This window comes from Mediterranea sp. An20, assembly GCF_002160055.1.
Classification (GTDB): domain Bacteria; phylum Bacteroidota; class Bacteroidia; order Bacteroidales; family Bacteroidaceae; genus Bacteroides; species Bacteroides avicola.
Window position 1 is genome coordinate 13,808 of the sequence record NZ_NFJV01000010.1, and the last position, 20,662, is coordinate 34,469.

Consider the following 20,662-nt stretch of genomic DNA (forward strand, 5'->3'; position numbering starts at 1 on the left):
GATTTTTTACAGGAATCAGTTTATATGACACTCTCTATTGCTATTTTGACGGAGTATGCCCTAAAATTGGGCGCTTACTAAATTAGCATAAAGTATTATTTTAACTTATAGAATTGGATTTGTAATTTTTATTATTTGTAAAGTTTATGACTTACGATTACCTCATTATCGGAGCCGGCCTGTTCGGTTCCGTAACCTCTTATTGTCTTTTCCGTAGCGGTAAGAAATGCCTGTTAATAGACAAACGTCCCCACATTGGCGGCAATGTCTATACCGAAAGTATCAACGGTATTAATGTCCATAAATACGGTGCACACATCTTCCACACCAGCAACAGACGGGTGTGGGACTTCGTAAATTCTTTTGTGGAGTTTAACCGCTATACCAATTCTCCGGTAGCCAATTACAAAGGAAAACTTTACAATCTCCCTTTCAACATGAATACTTTCTATCAGATGTGGGGAGTAACTACACCGGAAGAGGCGGCAGAGCGAATAGAAAAACAGCGGAAAGAATCAGGCATAGTAAATCCTAAGAATCTGGAGGAGCAGGCAATTTCGTTGATAGGGAAAGATATCTATTATACCTTGATTAAAGGATATACTGAGAAACAATGGGGTAGGAAAGCCACTGAACTTCCTGCATTCATTATCAAACGTTTGCCTGTGCGGTTTACGTTTGATAACAATTATTTCAATGACAAATATCAGGGCATTCCTATCGGGGGATATACGGCTTTGATAGAAAAGATGTTGGAAGGCGTAGAAGTCAGATTGGGTACAGATTATTTGGGTGATAAGTCTTATTTCGATTCTATTGCCGACAAGGTGATATATACGGGTGAGATAGACCGTTATTTTGATTATTGTTTCGGGCATCTGGAATACAGGACTGTTCGTTTTGAAACGGAATTGTTGGAAGGTGTTGCCAATTTTCAGGGAAATGCCGTTGTCAACTATACGGATGCCGATACACCTTACACACGCATCATTGAGCATAAACATTTTGAATTCGGGCAGCAACCGGACACGGTGATATCCAGAGAATATTCTGCAGAGTGGAAGCCGGGTGATGAGCCTTATTATCCGGTGAATGATGAAAGGAATTCCACTCTTTATCGGCGGTATAAAGAACTGGCAGATGCTCAGGACAAGGTCGTGTTTGGCGGGAGATTGGCCGAGTATAAATACTATGACATGCACCAGGTGATAGAAAGTGCATGGAAACAAGTCGATAAATTATTGCATACATCATACAATGAGTAAAAGTTTGGTATCTATTATTACCCCCATGTACAAAGGTGCTGCCTTTGTGGGTAAAACCATTGAGTCCGTGTTGAGTCAGACATATACGGATTGGGAGATGATTGTCGTAGATGACTGTTCGCCGGATGATGGGGCGGGTATAGCCGTTGTGGAGAAGTACGCCCAGCAGGATGAGCGGATAAAACTGATAGCTTCGAAACAAAACAAAGGCTCGTCGGGTGCCAGAAACATTGCGTTGCGGGCAGCACGGGGGAGGTTTATTGCTTTCTTGGATTCAGACGACCTTTGGCATCCTACTTTCCTTGAGGAACAACTGGCATTCATGGAGAAAAAGAATGCTGCTTTGGTGTTTTCTTCTTATCGGAGAATCGATGAATTTACTGAAGAAGAAATACTGCGGCCTTTTATTGTACCGGAAAGAGTGACGTATCAATCTATTCTGAAGAGTAACCCGATATTTCCTTCTACCGTTGTCTATGACAGGGAGAGATGCGGACTTTCTTTCTTCGATGAGGGCTTGGGAAGCATGCGGGATGACTTTGTGTATCTGTTGGCTATTCTGAAGAAAATAGACTATGCATACGGAAACCTGAATGTATTGGTGGACTATCGTTTGCGTAAGAGTTCTGTTACAGGAAACAAGAAGAAGGTCATCATTCCGCAGTGGAATGTGTTACGGAAGATAGAGAAACTTCCTTTGCCGCTTTGCTGGTATTACATTACTTGCTGGGCAATTTTGTCTTATTTGAAATATCGGAAATGAGTAGGAGTGTGTTGAAGTACACGGGGAAAATATCCTCGGAAACGGTACTCAAAATAAGACTGGGCAAAATTTAAACAAGTTCTTACTCACCACTGGAAGCTTTTTGCTTCAGTGTTTTAAATAGACAGGAGGCTGTAACCGAAAAAGTTACAGCCTCCTGTCATTATAATCCATACACCGGATACCTGCCTCTCATTACCACGCTCTGCCTTTGAATATTCTTGATTTCTCCAGAGGTATGACTTCACCCCTCAATGTCAAGGTACGTGAGTTGAAATTGGGGTTGATGTTTACCGTGGCTTCGTTGCTTCCATTGCTCATTGTGACGAATACCTGCGCTGAAACGCCTGTGCCCTGGACACTGAAACTATAATAGACATTGCCTTTCTTGTTTACTTCCATTTTGACATTCGATACGCTGCCGTCTACTGTTACTCCACCAATGCCATTAGGACCGGCAACGGTGGTATTGAAAGCTACCTGCACAGTTCCCTGCTTTAAGTTCACCAATACAAAGTTTGTATTGGAATTGACATAGGCATTTTCTCCTGTTTTGAAGATAACCTGGTCTGCCTCGACCACAAACCGGTTTTCTTTTAATGAGTTTAATGCTTCTGTGTACAAAGCCATCTCCAAGGCTTTTTCTTCAGATTTCTGGCGTGCGCGTTCCGCATCCCGTTGTGCCTTGCGGTCACTTTGCTCACTTTGAGAATTCTCCTGGGCATACACTGTTGTAGATGTCATCATACCCAGCATTAATATCAGCATCGCTGACGAAATAAACTTTTTCATACTTTTCTGTTTAGGTTATTACTGTTATTATTATTGCTATCGGTAAGCAAGTGATAAGAATGGATTTTTGTCAAATTAAGGGCATGGAAACGTAAGGTGTTGCGGTTCCTGCCCCGTGGTTCAACATAAACACTGATTTTCACCAGCTGCTTATCATTTCCCCTTACTTATACAAAAACAATGCCAGCCCCTTCTTTGTTCACTCATCCTGCCATTTTTCTGCTTCCGTGTGTCTGACTGTATATCCGGCAGGGTTGCCCGGAGCCTGCTATCTGTTTATTTCGACAGCATGTGACGCCTTTCTGCTTATAGAATTGTGTTGTACAGTAGTCCGAAGTTGGGATGACTGTGTGGGATTCTGTTCGCCACTGATAATACTTAAAGCTGTAGATAGCATCAGTTCATTCGGATGGCCAAAGGGCAGGAAGCGGGCCAGGTCATCATTTTCATTTATAGACACATCGGGTTGGAATCCGTCTTCATAGTCTGATTCTCCTTGTGAGTTGTATATTTTGCAGACTATTGGGCTCATCGTAAGCATAAGTTCCGGGTTGGTGAAGCTGACAGAGCCTACATTTTTCCCTACGGTGGTGGAGTCTATAAGTACTACGTTCATAAAAGGACGCAGGCAGTTTATCAGCATCTCCGAAGCAGAAGCGGTTTCTTCGCTTGTCAGTACATAAAGTGTAGACAAGTTCAAATTGGCGCCATTTTGAATCAGGTTTTCGTCCAGCAGTAATGAGACGCTTTGAAAATTGCTGTTGTATTCCAAGTAGCTCAACTGTTGTCCAAGTGCCGATGCCGGGGCAAGCATGGTGCATAGCAGTTGGGCACAAGTCACCAGGCCTCCATTATTGTAGCGCAAATCCAGTATGAATTCATCGACCTGCCCGGAAGCAAACTGCTGAAAGACAGAGCGGAGCTCGTCGTCATATTCTGTGCCGCTGTCTGTGGCGCCCGCACTGAAGTGGTTGTACACCAAATAACCGACTTGTTTACCTCCTGACTGATATATATTATAATAATGTATAGGATTGTCCTGGATGCTCCGTGCCGATGCAATGGTCTGCGGCCCGTCATTGTAAGAGCGGATTGTATCGTTTTCGGCATCATAATAACCTATGGTTAACTGCATGCTTCCGTCTCCGTACAAACGTCCGTAATTATTTTCTGTGATCGGTTCTCCGTCCATTTCCATAATCCAGTCTCCGCGCTGCAATCCTATTTCGCCTGCAGGACTTTCCGGAACGACATAAAGGACATGTGCATACAAGGCCGTGTCGTTGCCTTCGACCCGGTTCGTAGTAAATTGGAATCCATAACTATAGTCTGTATAGGGAATGCTACGTGTCGCAGGAATCAGGCTGTCGATGGTAGAATAAGGTGTGCCGTTCTTTCCATCTTCATCGGAAAGGAGTGAAGAAAAAAAGGTGAATGGCTCCTGGAAATAGTTCAGGTCATTCGTGTTGGGAATGCTTTGATTCCAATAATACCATACCCGCATGGTGTCATCTATCCAGCGGTCGGATTTGGTTTCTTCCGCATACAATGCCCACCGGTCTTGGGCACATGAACCGAAATAAATCGGCAACAAAACCATCCCTAATAATAATATGTATATACTTCTTGTCTTCATGCCTGCAAATTTAGATAAAATTCTTGAGATTCTACACCGACAGAATGAGAGCCTGTTTAATTTTTCCTCTTTTAAGATTTATAATCAGCTTCTTTTGAGCCTCTTTCCGGTTTCCACTCAGCCATTCTGCCTATATTCAAGAGGGCGGTTCCTAAAGTATAGGAAGCACGTTCCTTATATACATGGCACAGCCTCCTTAGCTATCAGAGTGAAAGAAATGAAATATCCGGAAAGTTTCGGCGAAAGTGGCTGTTACTTTTTTGTAACCATATCCACCTTTTGTAGCAGTGTATCAGACTTTTGCACCAATGTGTCCGCTCTCTGCATCAGGGTATCCGCTTTTACCTCCTGCAGTCTGGAAGCAGGCTTTGTTTTCAACCGGCGCAACTTCCATTTTTTCCAAAACATCAGGTCTGCCCACCGTTCAAAGTCTTTCTTGAAGATGATTCCGATACCCTGGGTAGTCAGATTGGTGCGGGTATAATATCGGTCGTTGGTTTCGTTATAGGCTTTCAGACGGATGTCTCCTGAGCGGTTTACTAACCATTCAGCTTCGAAGTCGCCCACAAAATTAGTATTGGAGAGCGGGTTGTCCCGGTATCCGAAATTGCCGTTGATGAGCAGCCGGTTGTTCAGCAGTTGTCCGGACAACATGCCTTCAAATTCAACGTCGGTCCATCCTTTCTGTCCGGTACTGAAGTTGGTGCCGATGTTCCAGTCGTTGTTGTTGATGATGTTGGAGAGCGCGTTGTTGAGCTGGCCGGAGAGGGTAGAGGAGAGCATGCTGGACATCATGTCTGAATTCTGGGTCGTACCGGAGTTTTCGGGCATATAGAATTTGCCTATACCCAGCAGATATAGAATTTGGGTGCTTTTCTGCTCATCTGTTGAGATATAATTACGAACCAGAGCCTGTACTTCTTCGCGCTCATTGGGCAATTCCAAATCTAACCTGATGTCGGGTGAGGTCAGCTGACCGGCAATATTCATAATGCAGTCTACCTTCACATTGGTTTGTGTGACATATTCGTTAGCGTTTGGAATCAGGTCGTTCAACGAAGCGGAATTGACGGTGTATTTGGCCCTGATATTCAAAAAGGCATCCAAAGGAGATCCGTTGAATGAAATGGAACTTCCTTCGTCAATGGTGAAATCTTTGCGGATTACTTCCTGGAGACTAAATTTGTAAAGTCCCTGGTCTATTTTGTAATTACCGAATATTTTCACGTCACCTTTATTGAAGAAGTCGGTGCGTATATTGCCCGAACCTCGTGCACTGATGTAGTCACCGGCTATCGGGTCCATGATGATACGCATGGTTGCTTCAGGGGTGGCGTCTATCTGCAAGTTCAGGCGAATATCCGTATCCCCCTGCTCTTCTTCGGCTTTTATTTCCTGCCGGGCTATCTCATAATCAGATAAAGCGGTAGAATCTTGGGTAACCCTTCGCGGGGTTTTATCAACGAAGTGTATAAACTGGTTGCTTACGGCCGACGTAACATTGTCTTTGATATACGTGAACTGACTGTTTTTATTGGTTGTCATGGCCACATCAATATTGACTCCGTCGTTTGCATTGCCTGCAATCGTGGCATTGCCGGTTCCGTAGACGGTGCCGTAGAATGGAAAATCCGGTGATTCTGTGGTGTTCATCACCAACATATTATTTATCCCGAAGTTGAAATGATACTTTAAGTTTTTGAAGTGCTGGTAACGCAGATACCCGTTAACTCTTCCTTGATGCCCTTGCGTATCCAGAATACGGTTATTGACAAAAGTCAGGCCATCTGGAGCAATAAAAATACTGTCTTTGATAGAATAGGTTGTATTAAGTACGTCTACTTTGAGCGAAGCATCCCCACGCACGCGTCCTTCCATGGTCAGGGCTTTAAACCTCCCATAGAAGTGTACATTTCCCCATACCCGTCCGCCAAAATCGGACGTGATGCTCCGCATGTAATGGTGTATGAATTTCATGTTGGTACCTTGGGCTTCGATCTGCAAATCAAGGGAACTGGTCGGCTTGATGGGGTAGATGAATCCATGTACACGGGTGCGTGCCGTATCGCGTTCGCGGATGCGTGCGTCCAGGTAGATGCCTTTCACGTCGTGGTGCCATTCCCCATGTATGTTTGCATCGCCCAATAATCCTTCATTCAGACCGAAGTTCCGGATAAACAGGTCGGTGCTCATCACCGGTTTGCCAAGCACACCGCTGGCAAGGGCAGGCCCCGTCGCTTCTCCCTGGAAGTTGACACCCAAATCTGCGATGTCAAATACATATCCGATATTAATATCCTGCAAGTCTGCCCGTATCGTATCCTCCGGAGATTTGGAAATGACACCGCTTATGCTGAGGTGGCGTTCCCGATGTGAGAAGTTGAAGTCATTGATATGTATTTTCCCCGAATCAACAATCACTTCTGAAGGATGTATATTCCATAAGGTGTCGTTGAGAATGATTTCCGTCGGTTGGATTTGCACAATGGTTTTGAGTGGCGCTTCTTTGAATTCGGAAGTTTTTGGGTAGTCGCGTTCAATATGGAGCGTATCATTCTGTTGCTCCCGAATAAACCGGGTCAGGGTGGAGAGCCGGCCGCTGTATGTGGCACCGCTGCTGTTTCCCCAGTTCAGAATGGTCTTTATGCTATCATTCTTTGCATAAGTCTCCAGCGAAATATTTACGGCACCATTCGTTTTCCGGTTGGTAAATCTTAAAGTCGTACGGAAACGGTCGTACGGATTCTCGCATAAGAACATGCCGGATTCGATAAATTTATTCTGGTAGCGCATACGTGGGAAATAGCCTTCGAGCCGCAGGCGGCGGGACGCATCGTTAAAATATCCCTTCACCGTGGAATGCGTGTACACTTTGACCGGAAAATCAAAAAGAGTGGACAATATATCCGTATTATAAATATGTAGGTCGAAGTAGAAATTGTTTTCAGACTTGACTTCCTTAAAACTCTTTCCGGAAGGAGCCAATGCCGGAATATACCTCTGCACGATGTTCAGAAAACTGGCAGGAAGTGTTTTATAGGAGTAGTTGCCCGTGACATGAGCCTCCATAAAATTGGAACGGATGACAAGTGATTTTTCCTCCTTGCCTTGCCTGATAGCCATGATTTTGAGGTTGTCGAGAAGATAATTCTTATCCGGTGCCGTGAAAGAGAGGCTGTCGATATTGATTTCACCATCCATATCGTCGATAGAACCGCCGGTGAAGTCGGCTTTCAATCTGGCAGAAAACTCGGCCTGCTGGTATTTATGGGGAGTCAGTTGTAAGTCGTGGGGCTTTAAATGGTCTATGGTAGCCAAAAAATTGAATGTAGGAATTTGTCCGGCTACATTGATTGCACCGTTCAGTTTGACAGAGCCGTTAGGGTCATCCAACGCTACCTGCCCGTTGAATCCTCCCTCTTTGTATTCCCCGTCCAACGTAATGTTTTTGTAAGAATATTGGCTGTAGTCAATGGATGCGACCAAGCCTTTCAGAATGATTTGAGGGTACTGGTTCTGGCGGTGTTTGCCGTTTACGTTTAGATTGAACGTGATTTTGCCCAGTTTTTTGTTGGATAGCAATGTTCCGAGTTCAAAATCTTCTGTGGCTACCTCCCCGGAATATGCCCAATTTCCTTTTCCTTTGTCAGATGTGATTTTTACGTCTGTCTTGATGACTCCGAGTTCTGTACGCAGTTGTCCGTACGTGACAAGGTCTGTGAAATAGCCGGAAAGTTCCCCATGAAACGCGATGGTGCCCAGATTCTCAATGACAGATGGCTGTTTCTTCCCATTATTGCTCAGGTTTTGCATAAGGAAACTCATGCCTTCCCGGTCGGCATATAATTTAGAGAGGTTGGCAAACACATAGGCATCGCTTGGGTGAGCCAGGTCTTGGAACGATGCCTCTCCCCGCAAATAGAAATGGTTTCGTGGGGAAGCAATGGAAAAACGCGGGCAATTCAGTTGATCCAAAGGCCCGTTTGCCTTGATTTCTGCCCGTAACGGCTCCTTGAAAGAGGAAAAAAACGGAAGAAAAGGAGCTAAATCCTGTAATACGATTTCCGACGGCTTCATGTGGAAAGAGAAGCGGAGTTTTCTCATAGGATCCTTAAAGGCTTCTATGCTGTCGTATTGAAGGTGGATGGTGTCTGTTTGAATAGAAGTATGCGGCAGGTCGACGGAGAAGTTGTCTACAATCATGCCCTGCTCATTTCCTACAAACCTGAGGCTCAGTTTCTTCAGATGAAACCCGGAATTCTGTTCTTCTATGCTCAGTCGCTTGATGGAAGCGTTGATAGAATCGTTTTGCAGAGCCTTCAATGAGATGGTGGCAATAATATTGTTGAACCGGAGGTGTTGCGGATTGAACTTTCCCGGGGTATCCTTTGCTGAAAGTACGTCATAAGAGACTTCACCGCGTCTGATAAGCAGTGAATTGATGCGCAGATGCAGGTCTTTCTCCTTTTTGACCGTGTCGTTGGAAGCCAATGCGTTTATTACAAACTGGAAGTTGGGTTCGCTTTCCGGAGTCCTTTTTTCCAATGCTATGTTGAAACCGAACAACTGGATGTTGCTGATAGAAATCTGTCCGTTGAAAAGAGGAAAAATGTCAAACTTGGCAGACAACCGGGATACTTTCAGCATTTCCTTTCCGGATAAATCATTCAGCTGCAAATCGTCAACGATTACCCGATTCAGCAATCCGAGGTTAACCCTGCCTATGCTCAGCTTGCTTCCCAAAGCCCGGCTCAACTGTTCGGACAGGAGCACGGAAACCTGTTGCTGCACGTAAGGAAGGTTCAGCAATAAAATGGCACCAATGTAACATCCTAACACGATGCCGATTAGAATACGTATGGTTCGCTTAAGCTTTTTGATGGCGCAGTTATTTTTTATAAATCAGCGAACAAAAATAGCAAATAATATATTATGAATCTACTTTTATCACTACTTTTGCAAGGTTTAATACAAATATAATTATGAGTACCCTGATTTTAGGAATAGAATCTTCGTGTGATGACACTTCTGCGGCCGTTATCAGAGACGGTTATTTGCTTTCGAACGTAGTAGCCGGACAGGCCGTACACGAAGCATACGGAGGTGTAGTGCCGGAATTAGCTTCCCGTGCTCACCAGCAAAATATAGTTCCCGTAGTTCATGAAGCCTTGAAACGTGCGGGAGTCAGCAAGGAAGAATTAAGTGCCGTTGCTTTTACGCGAGGTCCCGGTTTAATGGGCTCTCTGTTGGTGGGCGTGTCTTTTGCCAAGGGATTTGCAAGGGCTCTTAATATTCCCATGATAGATGTCAACCATCTGACTGGTCATGTTTTAGCTCACTTTATTAAAGTGGAAGGAGAGGAAAACCGCCAGCCGGAATTTCCTTTTTTGTGCCTATTGGTGTCTGGAGGAAATTCTCAAATCATATTGGTGAAGGCTTATAATGATATGGAGATTCTGGGCCAAACCATCGATGATGCAGCGGGTGAAGCTATCGACAAATGTTCCAAGGTTATGGGGTTAGGGTATCCCGGCGGTCCCATTATAGATAAATTGGCCCGTCAAGGCAATCCCAAAGCGTTCAGCTTCAGCAAACCACACATTCCAGGTCTGGATTATAGCTTCAGCGGTTTAAAGACATCTTTTTTATATTCATTGCGCAATTGGATGAAAGAAGACCCTGATTTCATCGAGCATCATAAAACGGATCTGGCTGCATCGCTGGAAGCTACAATAGTGGATATACTGATGGATAAATTACGGAAAGCAGCTAAGCAATATAATATAAAAGAGGTAGCTGTAGCCGGAGGTGTTTCTGCCAATAACGGCTTGCGGAATGCCTTTAAAGAACATGCGCAAAGATATGGGTGGAATATTTATATCCCTAAATTCAGTTATACTACAGACAATGCTGCTATGATAGCCATCACCGGGTACTTCAAATTCCTGGATAAGGAGTTTTGCCCGATGGAAGCACCGGCTTTTTCTCGCGTTGCCCTTTGATTTGTTTTTCGCAGGCCGGGCAAATGAATCTTAAAGGAATTTGTCTTATGGAATGTCCATAGTTCGATTTTAAGAGTGCATAATAGTTATGAGCTTAGAAGAAAAAATTGGAGAATTGCTGAAAGCAAAGAAAATGACCCTTTCCACCGCAGAAAGCTGTACGGGTGGAAGCATTGCGGCCTTGATAACTTCTGTTCCCGGCAGTTCGGAGTACTTCAAAGGAGGAGTCGTTGCTTATTCCAATGAGGTAAAAATGAATATGCTGTATGTCTCTCCGGAAACACTGCAAAAGTACGGTGCCGTGAGTCGCGAAACCGTAATCGAAATGGTTCAGGGTGTGATGGAATCTATGAAAACCGATTGTGCCGTAGCTACTTCCGGTATAGCCGGACCTGGAGGTGGTACGCCGGAAAAGCCGGTCGGGACGATTTGGATGGCTGTAGCCTGTGGCGGTCTGATAGTAACCGAAAAAGAAGAAGGGGATGCCGGAAGAGCGGAAAATGTAAAGAAAACGGTTCATAATGCCCTGCTCCTGTTAAGTAGGTTGTTGGAAGAAAGGTAATATTTTTCTTTGTTCTCTCAAAATGGCAGAAACAGGAACAACTTCAATTTCAGAAGTTGATAAAACGGAGATGCTGTGTTTGAGGAAGGGCAGGTAAGAGGAAGAAAAGTGCATATTCTTCAAAAAAAATCGGAAAAATACTATCCTGCAACGAATTATTGAGGGAAAAACTTGTGTATTAACAATAAAAGTGCTTACTTTGCGCTCTGTTTGAAATAAGCAATAGATAGAAACTATAAAAAAAGATAGAGATGTCGAAGATTTGTCAAATTACCGGAAAAAAAGCCATGGTTGGCAACAACGTTTCACATTCTAAAAGAAGAACAAAAAGAACTTTTGATGTGAACTTGTTTAAGAAGAAATTCTACTATGTAGAACAAGATTGCTGGATTAGCCTTAGCATTTGCGCTAACGGCTTGCGTATTATTAACAAGAAAGGCTTGGATGCAGCTTTAAAAGATGCAGTAGCTAAGGGCTATTGTGATTGGAAAAGCATTAAAGTTATCGGCTAAAATAAAAGGAGACTACGAAAATGGCAAAGAAAGCTAAAGGTAACAGAGTACAGGTGATTTTGGAGTGCACTGAACATAAGGACAGCGGCATGCCGGGTACTTCTCGTTATATCACTACGAAAAACAGAAAGAATACAACTGAAAGATTGGAGTTGAAAAAATACAACCCCATTTTGAAAAGAGTGACAATTCATAAGGAAATTAAGTAATATCAAAATATTAACCTGTCATGGCAAAGAAAACAGTAGCAAGCTTGCACGAAGGTTCGAAAGAAGGCCGTGCATATACTAAGGTTATCAAGATGGTCAAATCTCCGAAAACCGGTGCCTATATTTTTGACGAACAAATGGTAGCCAACGAAAAAGTTCAGGACTTTTTCAAGAAATAAAAAGAGCATTTGAATGCCTGATATAACTCCCCTTATTGGCTGGATGGCTGATAAGGGGAGTTTTGTCTATAAAATAAAGAGTTACTTTTCATTTTCTCGTTGGTTTTGTATATCTTTGTAGCATAATGTCTTGAAATAAATAATCACGATATGGGTATATTTAGTTTTTTCTCAAAGGAAAAGAAAGAAACCTTGGATAAGGGCTTGTCGAAAACCAAAGAAAGTGTATTTGGTAAGATAGCCCGTGCTGTAGCAGGAAAATCCAAGGTGGATGATGAGGTGCTGGACAACTTGGAAGAGGTGCTGATTACATCGGACGTAGGGGTAGAAACCACGTTGAAAATCATAGGGCGCATTGAAAAAAGAGTAGCAGTCGACAAATACATGAATACGCAAGAGTTGAACAGAATCTTGCGTGAGGAAATTGCAGCTTTATTGGCCGAGAATAATTCTGGAGATGTTGATGATTTCGAAGCACCCATTGCCAACCCGCCTTATGTCATCATGGTAGTAGGTGTGAATGGGGTAGGAAAAACTACTACTATCGGAAAACTGGCCTATCAGTTTAAAAAAGCAGGGAAATCGGTATACCTGGGGGCTGCCGATACGTTCCGAGCTGCTGCTGTAGAGCAGTTGGTAATATGGGGCGAACGAGTAGGAGTCCCCGTAGTGAAACAGAAAATGGGATCCGATCCGGCCTCTGTTGCTTTTGATACGCTAAGTTCTGCTGTGGCCAATCATGCCGATGTGGTCATCATCGATACTGCCGGCCGATTGCACAATAAAGTGGGGCTGATGAATGAACTGACTAAGATAAAGAATGTCATGAAAAAGGTAATGCCCGATGCCCCGCAGGAAGTATTATTGGTTCTTGACGGTTCTACCGGACAAAACGCTTTTGAACAAGCCAAACAATTTACATTAGCTACGGAAGTTTCCGCCATGGCTGTAACCAAACTGGATGGAACGGCCAAAGGAGGTGTTGTGATTGGTATATCAGACCAGTTTAAGATTCCCGTAAAGTATATCGGTTTAGGAGAGGGAATGGAGGATTTGCAAATCTTCCGTAAAAAAGAATTTGTTGATTCGCTATTCGGAGAAAATAAGTGAAATGAAGCGTAAGACAATAGATATTATTACTTTGGGCTGCTCTAAAAATCTGGTTGATTCAGAGCGTTTGATGCGGCAACTAGAAGCATCGGGATATCAGGTAACCCATGATGCCGAGAACCCTCAAGGTGAGATTGCCGTTATCAATACTTGTGGATTTATCGGCGATGCGAAGGAAGAGTCTATTAATATGATTTTGGAATTTGCACAGGCTAAGGAAGAAGGGCGGCTTCAGAAATTGTATGTGATGGGCTGTCTCTCGGAACGTTACCTGAAAGAACTTTCTGTTGAAATTCCACAAGTGGATAAGTATTACGGAAAATTTGACTGGACAGACCTGTTGCATGAGTTAGGGAAGGCATACGACACCAAACTTCACACAGAACGCGTATTAACCACCCCGCACCATTACGCTTATCTGAAAATCTCAGAAGGGTGTAATCGCACTTGTGCATATTGTGCCATTCCCATTATTACCGGCAAATATGTCTCACGGCCGGAGGAAGAAATTCTGGAAGAGGTCAGATACTTGGTTTCTAAAGGGGTAAAGGAATTTCAGGTCATTGCGCAAGAATTGACTTATTATGGTGTAGACTTATATAAAAGGCAGGCTTTGCCTGATTTGATTAACCGCATGGCTGATATACCGGGAGTAGAGTGGATTCGGCTTCATTATGCCTATCCGGCCCATTTCCCAGAAAGTTTGTTTGCAGTAATGCGTAGCCGGGAAAACGTCTGCAAGTATATGGATATAGCCTTGCAACATATCAGTGATAATGTTCTGACACGCATGCATCGCAATGTAACGCAGGAGGAAACTTATCAACTGATTGAGAAATTCCGCCGTGAAGTACCCGGCATTCACTTGCGAACGACGCTGATGGTAGGCTTTCCTGGTGAAACAGAAGAAGATTTTGAAGAACTGAAAGAATTTGTTCGCAAAGTTCGTTTTGATCGTATGGGGGCTTTTGCATATTCGGAAGAAGAAGGAACTTATTCCGCTCTCCATTATGCAGATGATATTCCTACTGAGATAAAGGAGAGGCGCTTGGATGAGATAATGTCTATTCAGGAAGGCATTTCTGCAGAGCTTAACTCGGCTAAAGTGGGTAAAGAGCTAAAGGTTATCATTGACCGTGTGGAAGGAGAGTATTATGTCGGACGAAGTGAATACGACTCCCCAGAAGTGGATCCTGAAATTTTGATTGAACGGGCAAGTTCTCCCACGCTACAGATAGGTGAATTTTATCCGGTAAAAATAATCGGTGCTGACGTTTTTGATTTATATGGTCATGTATCCAGTAAAAAGTAGGTCATTCAGCAATTAATTTAGAAATATAGCGTATGAATAATAAGGAATTTACATCAGAACTTGCCAGAAAGACAGGTACACCCTTAAAAGAAACGACTGATCTGATATCTACCTTGTTGATAGAGATGACACGGCAATTGGTAGAAGGAAATACTATTTATATCCAAGGATTTGGGACTTTTGAGGTGAAGAAAAAGGCTGAGCGCATTTCGGTAAGTCCGCTTACCAAGCAGCGAATGTTGGTGCCTCCCAAGCTTGTGTTATCATACAAGCCCAGTGCTTCTTTGAAAGACAAATTTAAGTAACAGGTTTCTTTCTATAGACTCTGTGTACTTTGAATCCCTCGCTTGGTACATAATTTATATATACTTTCAACAAAAAAATAATCGCTTCTTATGAATGAGAAACTCAACATACAAGATTTGTCGGTTATTCTTGCCAAACAACGTGGCTTGGAAAAAGAAAAAGCCGAGAATTTTGTTCGGGAGTTTTTTGCTTTGATAGGAGAAGCTCTTGAGACTGACAAATACTTAAAGATTAAAGGATTTGGGGTTTTCAAATTAATAGAAGTGGAATCTCGTGAGAGTGTGAATATTCAAACTAAAGAGCGGTTTGAAATTCCAGGATACACTAAAATATCTTTCACGCCAGATGCACTCCTGAAGGATACTATTAATCAGCCTTTCGCTATTTTTGAGACGGTTATTTTAAATGAAAACACAACTTTTGAAGAGAAAAACATCGGCTCTGTCGATGAACTGAAGGATACCGGTGAGGAAGCTGAAGAAAACAATATGGTTCACTTTGAGAATCTTCCCGAAAGCTTTTCCAAATCTGATATGCCGGAAAGGAAATCGGACGAAGCACATAAGAGGGTAGGGGATGTTACAGAAGAAACAGTGCATGCTGAAGATTCTCAGTCACATTTCTTTTTCTCGCACTTGCATCGGTGGGCATTAAAGCGGGTGTTCTCTATATGTGTGATTGTAAGCCTGATTGCAGTCCTGATAGGACTTATTGTGCTATTTATATACATATAATAGGGAATTGGGAAAGAAAAACGAAGTACCTGCATAAATCCTAAACACTCTGAAAGTAGTTTAATCTAAAGGTTTTGCATTGTTTTTTAATGAAAATTAGTTGGAATGGTTAATTTATTGCCGTACTTTTGGAATCAGAAAAAACAATTATAATCAAAAATAGAACAATTAAAAACATAATTATTTATGGCTGAAATAGTTGACATTCGTGAACTGAATGAGCGAATTGAAAAGCAAAGTGCTTTTGTCACCAATCTTACTGCCGGTATGGACCAGGTCATTGTTGGACAAAAGCATTTGGTGGAATCTTTATTGATAGGATTATTATCTGACGGACACGTATTGTTAGAGGGTGTTCCAGGATTGGCGAAAACTTTGGCCATTAAAACTTTAGCGTCATTAATTGATGCACAGTACAGCCGAATTCAGTTTACTCCCGATTTGTTGCCTGCCGATGTAATAGGAACTATGATATATAGCCAGAAGGATGAAACTTTCCTTGTGAAGAAAGGACCTGTATTTGCCAATTTTGTGCTGGCTGATGAAATCAACCGTGCACCAGCCAAAGTACAGAGTGCTTTGTTGGAAGCTATGCAGGAACGTCAGGTTACTATTGGCAATGAAACCTTCCCTTTGCCTGAACCTTTTTTAGTAATGGCTACTCAGAACCCGATAGAACAAGAAGGTACCTATCCGCTTCCTGAAGCTCAGGTGGATCGTTTTATGCTGAAAGTCGTAATCGATTATCCCAAATTGGAAGAAGAGAAGCAAATTATTCGTCAGAATATCAGCGGGGAGAAGAATACAGTCAGACCTATTTTGAAAGCTGATGAAATCATTGAGGCCCGAAAGGTTGTACATCAGGTTTATTTGGATGAAAAGATTGAAAAATACATTGTAGACATCGTTTTTGCTACTCGCTATCCCGAAAAGTATGATCTGAAAGACTTGAAAGGCATGATCGGCTTTGGAGGGTCGCCCCGTGCTTCCATTAATTTGGCTTTGGCCGCGCGGAGTTATGCGTTTATCAAGCGACGTGGCTATGTTATTCCTGAAGATGTACGTGCCGTGACACATGACGTGTTGCGCCATCGTATTGGATTGACTTATGAAGCTGAAGCGGATAATCTGACTTCAGACGAAATTGTAAGCCGCATCTTAAATAAAGTAGAAGTGCCTTGATGTCTAAAGTGAATGGAAACAACTGAGTTATTGAAGAAAGTTCGCCAGATTGAGATTAAAACGCGTGGATTGTCCAACAATATCTTTGCTGGGCAATATCATTCTGCTTTTAAAGGCAGAGGAATGGCTTTTTCTGAAGTGCGTGAATATCAATTTGGTGATGACATACGTGATATAGACTGGAATGTAACTGCCCGTTTCCACAAGCCTTACGTGAAGGTGTTTGAAGAAGAGCGTGAATTGACAGTGATGTTGTTGGTGGATGTTTCCGGAAGTCTGGAATTTGGAACGGTCAAGCAGATGAAGAAAGATATGGTTACGGAAATAGCAGCTACTTTGGCTTTTTCCGCTATTCAGAATAATGACAAGATTGGGGTCATTTTCTTCTCCGACCGAATAGAAAAGTTTATACCTCCAAAGAAAGGGAGAAAACATATTCTTTTTATTATCCGTGAATTGCTTGATTTCCAACCAAAGAGCCGACGGACCAATATCCGTATGGGGTTAGAATATCTGACTAACGTAATGAAACGTCGTTGTACTGCCTTTATTTTGTCAGATTTTATCGATCAGGAAAGTTTTAGGAATGCAATGACGATAGCTAACCGCAAGCATGATGTCGTGGCTATTCAGGTATATGATCGTCGGGTGGAAGAACTTCCTCCAGTAGGTCTGATGAAAATAAAAGATGCTGAAACCGGTCATGAACAGTGGATTGATACCTCATCGAAAGCTGTACGTAAGGCTCACCGTGAATGGTGGCTGAAGCGTCAGGTAGAGTTGAGTGAATCTTTTGCAAAGAGCAATGTAGACAATGTTTCGGTGCGTACAGACCAGGATTATGTGAAGGCGCTGATGAACTTGTTTGCGAAACGAAATTAAAAATGAAAGAATGAAAAAGAAAAGCATTCTATTTCTTATTGTATGTTTGGCCTTCTTGGGAGGACAAAGAGTTATGGCTCAATCTGTTCTTGTTGATGCCACAATTGACTCTTTACAGATCTTCATCGGAGAACAAGCTAAAATTAAACTTCAAGTAACCCTTGATGCGGATAAACGGGCAATTTTCCCTGTTTATCCGGATACATTGGTGCGTGGAGTAGAGGTGCTGGATGTTGCCAAGCCAGATACGCAGTTGCTGAACAATGGTCAACGAGCTGTCATATCGCAAACCTATACAATAACCTCTTTCGATTCGGCTCTTTACTATTTGCCCCCGATGGAGGTTTTGGTAGATAACAAGCCTTATTACTCTAAAGCATTGGCATTGAAAGTATATTCTGTCAATGTACCTTTAGACCCCAATAATCCGGAGCAATATTTCGGACCGAAAAGTGTAATGAGTGCCCCCTTTGCATGGGAAGATTGGTATATAACGATAGCTGCAGTGCTTTTGTTTGTGCCATTCCTTTTATTGCTGATATTCCTTGTGAAACGCATTCGAGATAATAAGCCTATTATTCGAAAGATAAAAGTCGAGCCGAAGCTGCCACCTCACCAGATAGCAATGCAAGAGATAGAACGCATTAAATCTGAAAAAATCTGGCAGAAGGGACATCCCAAGGAATATTATACCGAATTGACCGATGCTTTGCGCACTTATATTAAGGAACGTTTCGGTTTTAATGCTTTGGAAATGACTTCATCAGAAATCATTGATAAACTGATGGAAAATAATGATAAGGAAGCGTTAGCCGATTTACGGATTTTATTTCAGACAGCAGACTTGGTTAAGTTTGCCAAGCATAATCCGATGATGAATGAAAATGACGCAAATCTTATTAATGCCATTGATTTCATTAATGAAACGAAGGAAAATGAAGATCCAAATGCCAAGCCACAACCCACTGAAATAACTATCGTAGAAAAACGTTCTTTGCGTACCAAGCTGCTGTTGGGAACAGGTATTTTAGTGTTAGTGGTAGTTTTGATAGGTTCTATCATATATGTGGTCTCGGAGTTGTACAATTATTTTGCCTGACCGTATATGAATAGATGACGTTCAATATATAAATGTGTGAATTATGGTCTTTGCTAATATCGGATACCTTTTTTTATTAATATTGCTGGTACCATATATAATATGGTATATCATGAAGCGGAAGAATAACGAAGCCACGCTTCAGATTTCGGATGCACGGGTATATGCTCATACCCCTAAAAGCTATAAGAATTATCTGCTTCATGTTCCTTTTATATTGAGAATCATAGCATTGATTCTTGTCATATTAGTTCTGGCGCGACCGCAAACAACCGACAGTTGGCAGAATAGCGAAATAGAAGGAATTGATATTATGCTGGCTGTGGACGTATCGACCAGTATGCTGGCAGAAGATTTGAAACCCAACCGTCTGGAGGCTGCCAAAGAAGTTGCAGCAGAGTTTGTAAACGGACGCCCCAATGATAATATCGGCATTACTCTTTTTGCAGGAGAGAGTTTTACACAATGTCCGCTGACTGTAGATCATGCAGTGCTCTTGAATCTTATTAAGGATGTGAAATGTGGTCTGGTAGAAGACGGGACAGCTGTGGGCATGGGTATAGCCAATGCTATTACACGCCTGAAAGATAGTAAAGCCAAATCAAAGGTAATCATCCTGCTGACGGACGGTACCAACAATAGAGGAGACATCTCTCCTTTAACAGCTGCTGAAATGGCTAAAAGTTTTGGCATACGTGTCTATACCATTGGTGTGGGTACCAATGGCACAGCTCCTTATCCTTACCCTATCGGTGGAACGGTGCAATACATCAACATGCCTGTTGAAATTGATGAGAAAACTTTGACACAGATAGCAGGCATTACCGAAGGTAATTATTTTCGTGCTACAAGCAACTCAAAACTGAAGGAAGTCTATGAAGAGATTGATAAATTGGAGAAGACTAAGCTAAACGTGAAGCAATACAGCAAACGTCAGGAAGAATATCAGTGGTTTGCCTTGGCTGCTTTCCTTTGCATATTGCTTGAAGTTTTATTGCGCAATTCGGTATTGAAGAAGATTCCTTGATCTATCCGATTTATGTTGAACTATCGTAAAATTTATGGCCATGTTTCGATTTGAAGAACCTGCTTATTTATACTTGTTACTGCTTCTGCCTTTGCTCGCAATTTTCTATTTATATTCCAATTATAGAAAGCGGAAAGCTATACGCCGCTTTGGCGACCCGGAATTGATGGCTTCACTGATGCCTGGTGTCTCTAAGTATCGGCCAGATGTAAAATTTACTCTTGTTTGGATAACGGTGGGCTTATTCAGCGTCCTTTTAGCCCGTCCCCAGTTCGGTTCCAAGCTGGAAACAGTAAAGCGGCAAGGTATTGAAGTTATTATCGCATTAGATATATCGAACTCAATGCTGGCACAAGATGTGCAGCCAAGTCGTTTAGAAAAAGCTAAACGACTTGTATCTCAATTAGTTGACAAAATGCAGAACGACAAAGTGGGTATGATTGTATTTGCGGGCGATGCCTTCACGCAGCTTCCCATTACAAGCGACTACATATCGGCCAAAATGTTCTTGGAAACAATCACTCCTTCGTTGATTTCCAAACAGGGGACGGCTATTGGTGCTGCCATTGATTTAGCTACCCGCAGTTTTACTCCCCAGGAAGGAGTAGGGAAGACGGTGATTCTTATTACGGATGGTGAAAACCACGAAGGTGGTGTGGATGAAGCAATTAACCGCGCTACAGAGAAAGGTATTCAGGTGAATGTTTTAGGTGTTGGTTCACCAGATGGTTCACCTATTCCAGCAGAAGGAGGGAACGATTATCGACGTGACCAAGATGGTAATGTTATTGTAACCCGCTTGAACGAACAAATGTGCCAGGAAGTGGCTCAAAAAGGGAAAGGTATTTACGTGAGGGTGGATAATACAAATAATGCTCAAAAGACCATCAGCAAAGAAATAGACAAATTGGCTAAGGCTGACGTAGAAACGAAGGTCTATACCGATTTTAACGAACAGTTTCAGGCTGTGGCATGGATTATACTCATCCTGTTGTTGGGTGAGATGCTGATATTGGAAAGCAAGAATCCACTGTTTCGAAACATACACTTGTTTTCTAAAAAATAATTAGTAACGTCCTATTTATTACCG

Annotated in this window: 19 protein-coding genes; 16 read left to right on the top strand and 3 right to left on the bottom strand. The window is 42.5% G+C overall.

The genetic code is table 11. The annotated features are described in order from the left end of the window. Positions 1-146 precede the first annotated feature (146 nt). Positions 147-1,265, top strand: coding sequence for a UDP-galactopyranose mutase (gene glf / locus B5F34_RS07325; RefSeq protein WP_087336686.1), 1,119 nt, complete (start codon positions 147-149; stop codon positions 1,263-1,265). Continuing rightward, a complete protein-coding gene (locus B5F34_RS07330; RefSeq protein ID WP_087336689.1) occupies positions 1,258-2,028 on the top strand; it encodes a glycosyltransferase family 2 protein in 771 nt (256 codons plus the stop codon). The genes glf and B5F34_RS07330 overlap by 8 nt, the downstream gene beginning before the upstream one ends. Positions 2,029-2,223: 195 nt before the next feature. Here the strand turns inward: B5F34_RS07330 and B5F34_RS07335 are convergent, their stop codons facing one another. From B5F34_RS07335 to B5F34_RS07345, 3 genes are all read right to left on the bottom strand, one after another. Further along, positions 2,224-2,820 (bottom strand): DUF4251 domain-containing protein, encoded by a 597-nt coding sequence (locus tag B5F34_RS07335; RefSeq protein ID WP_087336691.1) that lies wholly within the window; start codon positions 2,818-2,820, stop codon positions 2,224-2,226. Positions 2,821-3,088: 268 nt separating this feature from the next. Further along, positions 3,089-4,456 carry a S41 family peptidase gene (locus B5F34_RS07340; RefSeq protein ID WP_087336694.1) on the bottom strand — a complete coding sequence of 456 codons (1,368 nt, stop codon included), beginning with the start codon at positions 4,454-4,456 and terminating at the stop codon, positions 3,089-3,091. Between the two features lie 252 nt (positions 4,457-4,708). Next, positions 4,709-9,295: a translocation/assembly module TamB domain-containing protein gene (locus tag B5F34_RS07345; RefSeq protein ID WP_087336697.1), complete on the bottom strand. Its 4,587-nt coding sequence runs from the start codon at positions 9,293-9,295 to the stop codon at positions 4,709-4,711. A gap of 143 nt (positions 9,296-9,438) precedes the next feature. Between B5F34_RS07345 and tsaD the strand changes: the two genes are divergently transcribed. The 14 genes from tsaD to B5F34_RS07415 all read left to right on the top strand — a co-directional run bounded on the left by tsaD (position 9,439) and on the right by B5F34_RS07415 (position 20,638). Then, a complete protein-coding gene (gene tsaD, locus B5F34_RS07350) occupies positions 9,439-10,458 on the top strand; it encodes a tRNA (adenosine(37)-N6)-threonylcarbamoyltransferase complex transferase subunit TsaD (RefSeq protein WP_087336700.1) in 1,020 nt (339 codons plus the stop codon). Positions 10,459-10,546: 88 nt separating this feature from the next. Beyond that, positions 10,547-11,020 (top strand): CinA family protein, encoded by a 474-nt coding sequence (locus tag B5F34_RS07355; RefSeq protein WP_087336704.1) that lies wholly within the window; start codon positions 10,547-10,549, stop codon positions 11,018-11,020. A gap of 251 nt (positions 11,021-11,271) precedes the next feature. Next, entirely contained in the window at positions 11,272-11,532 is a 261-nt protein-coding gene (gene rpmB, locus B5F34_RS07360; RefSeq protein WP_087336707.1) for a 50S ribosomal protein L28, read from the top strand. 20 nt (positions 11,533-11,552) lie between these two features. Further along, entirely contained in the window at positions 11,553-11,741 is a 189-nt protein-coding gene (gene rpmG / locus B5F34_RS07365; RefSeq protein ID WP_087336710.1) for a 50S ribosomal protein L33, read from the top strand. Between the two features lie 20 nt (positions 11,742-11,761). Continuing rightward, on the top strand, positions 11,762-11,920 hold the full coding sequence (locus tag B5F34_RS07370; protein ID WP_010537996.1) for a DUF4295 domain-containing protein: 159 nt from the start codon (positions 11,762-11,764) through the stop codon (positions 11,918-11,920). A gap of 150 nt (positions 11,921-12,070) precedes the next feature. After that, on the top strand, positions 12,071-13,030 hold the full coding sequence (gene ftsY / locus B5F34_RS07375; protein WP_087336713.1) for a signal recognition particle-docking protein FtsY: 960 nt from the start codon (positions 12,071-12,073) through the stop codon (positions 13,028-13,030). 1 nt (position 13,031) lies between these two features. Then, a complete protein-coding gene (gene rimO / locus B5F34_RS07380) occupies positions 13,032-14,342 on the top strand; it encodes a 30S ribosomal protein S12 methylthiotransferase RimO (RefSeq protein WP_087336717.1) in 1,311 nt (436 codons plus the stop codon). Positions 14,343-14,374: 32 nt separating this feature from the next. Then, positions 14,375-14,647 (top strand): HU family DNA-binding protein, encoded by a 273-nt coding sequence (locus B5F34_RS07385; protein ID WP_087336719.1) that lies wholly within the window; start codon positions 14,375-14,377, stop codon positions 14,645-14,647. Between the two features lie 90 nt (positions 14,648-14,737). Continuing rightward, the gene (locus B5F34_RS07390) at positions 14,738-15,382 is read left to right on the top strand and encodes an HU family DNA-binding protein (RefSeq protein ID WP_087336722.1); all 645 of its coding nucleotides are present in this window, start codon (positions 14,738-14,740) and stop codon (positions 15,380-15,382) included. Positions 15,383-15,568: 186 nt separating this feature from the next. Next, complete coding sequence (locus tag B5F34_RS07395) at positions 15,569-16,564, top strand: AAA family ATPase (RefSeq protein ID WP_087336725.1); 996 nt, start codon at positions 15,569-15,571, stop codon at positions 16,562-16,564. A 12-nt stretch (positions 16,565-16,576) separates the two neighbouring features. Further along, positions 16,577-17,446, top strand: coding sequence for a DUF58 domain-containing protein (locus tag B5F34_RS07400; protein ID WP_087336728.1), 870 nt, complete (start codon positions 16,577-16,579; stop codon positions 17,444-17,446). A gap of 10 nt (positions 17,447-17,456) precedes the next feature. After that, entirely contained in the window at positions 17,457-18,545 is a 1,089-nt protein-coding gene (locus tag B5F34_RS07405) for a hypothetical protein (protein ID WP_087336732.1), read from the top strand. Positions 18,546-18,588: 43 nt separating this feature from the next. Next, on the top strand, positions 18,589-19,572 hold the full coding sequence (locus B5F34_RS07410; protein WP_087336737.1) for a VWA domain-containing protein: 984 nt from the start codon (positions 18,589-18,591) through the stop codon (positions 19,570-19,572). Positions 19,573-19,612: 40 nt separating this feature from the next. After that, positions 19,613-20,638 (top strand): VWA domain-containing protein, encoded by a 1,026-nt coding sequence (locus B5F34_RS07415; protein ID WP_087336922.1) that lies wholly within the window; start codon positions 19,613-19,615, stop codon positions 20,636-20,638. The last annotated feature ends 24 nt before the right edge of the window (positions 20,639-20,662 follow it).

Coding starts and splice junctions, on each gene's coding strand:
- B5F34_RS07395 (WP_087336725.1), top strand. CDS start 15,569: ATGGCTGAAATAGTTGACATTCGTGAACTGAATGAGCGAATTGAAAAG.
- rpmB (WP_087336707.1), top strand. CDS start 11,272: ATGTCGAAGATTTGTCAAATTACCGGAAAAAAAGCCATGGTTGGCAAC.
- ftsY (WP_087336713.1), top strand. CDS start 12,071: ATGGGTATATTTAGTTTTTTCTCAAAGGAAAAGAAAGAAACCTTGGAT.
- B5F34_RS07410 (WP_087336737.1), top strand. CDS start 18,589: ATGGTCTTTGCTAATATCGGATACCTTTTTTTATTAATATTGCTGGTA.
- B5F34_RS07390 (WP_087336722.1), top strand. CDS start 14,738: ATGAATGAGAAACTCAACATACAAGATTTGTCGGTTATTCTTGCCAAA.
- B5F34_RS07340 (WP_087336694.1), bottom strand. CDS start 4,456: ATGAAGACAAGAAGTATATACATATTATTATTAGGGATGGTTTTGTTG.
- B5F34_RS07405 (WP_087336732.1), top strand. CDS start 17,457: ATGAAAAAGAAAAGCATTCTATTTCTTATTGTATGTTTGGCCTTCTTG.
- B5F34_RS07385 (WP_087336719.1), top strand. CDS start 14,375: ATGAATAATAAGGAATTTACATCAGAACTTGCCAGAAAGACAGGTACA.
- glf (WP_087336686.1), top strand. CDS start 147: ATGACTTACGATTACCTCATTATCGGAGCCGGCCTGTTCGGTTCCGTA.
- B5F34_RS07355 (WP_087336704.1), top strand. CDS start 10,547: ATGAGCTTAGAAGAAAAAATTGGAGAATTGCTGAAAGCAAAGAAAATG.
- tsaD (WP_087336700.1), top strand. CDS start 9,439: ATGAGTACCCTGATTTTAGGAATAGAATCTTCGTGTGATGACACTTCT.
- B5F34_RS07415 (WP_087336922.1), top strand. CDS start 19,613: ATGTTTCGATTTGAAGAACCTGCTTATTTATACTTGTTACTGCTTCTG.
- B5F34_RS07330 (WP_087336689.1), top strand. CDS start 1,258: ATGAGTAAAAGTTTGGTATCTATTATTACCCCCATGTACAAAGGTGCT.
- rpmG (WP_087336710.1), top strand. CDS start 11,553: ATGGCAAAGAAAGCTAAAGGTAACAGAGTACAGGTGATTTTGGAGTGC.
- rimO (WP_087336717.1), top strand. CDS start 13,032: ATGAAGCGTAAGACAATAGATATTATTACTTTGGGCTGCTCTAAAAAT.
- B5F34_RS07400 (WP_087336728.1), top strand. CDS start 16,577: ATGGAAACAACTGAGTTATTGAAGAAAGTTCGCCAGATTGAGATTAAA.
- B5F34_RS07335 (WP_087336691.1), bottom strand. CDS start 2,820: ATGAAAAAGTTTATTTCGTCAGCGATGCTGATATTAATGCTGGGTATG.
- B5F34_RS07370 (WP_010537996.1), top strand. CDS start 11,762: ATGGCAAAGAAAACAGTAGCAAGCTTGCACGAAGGTTCGAAAGAAGGC.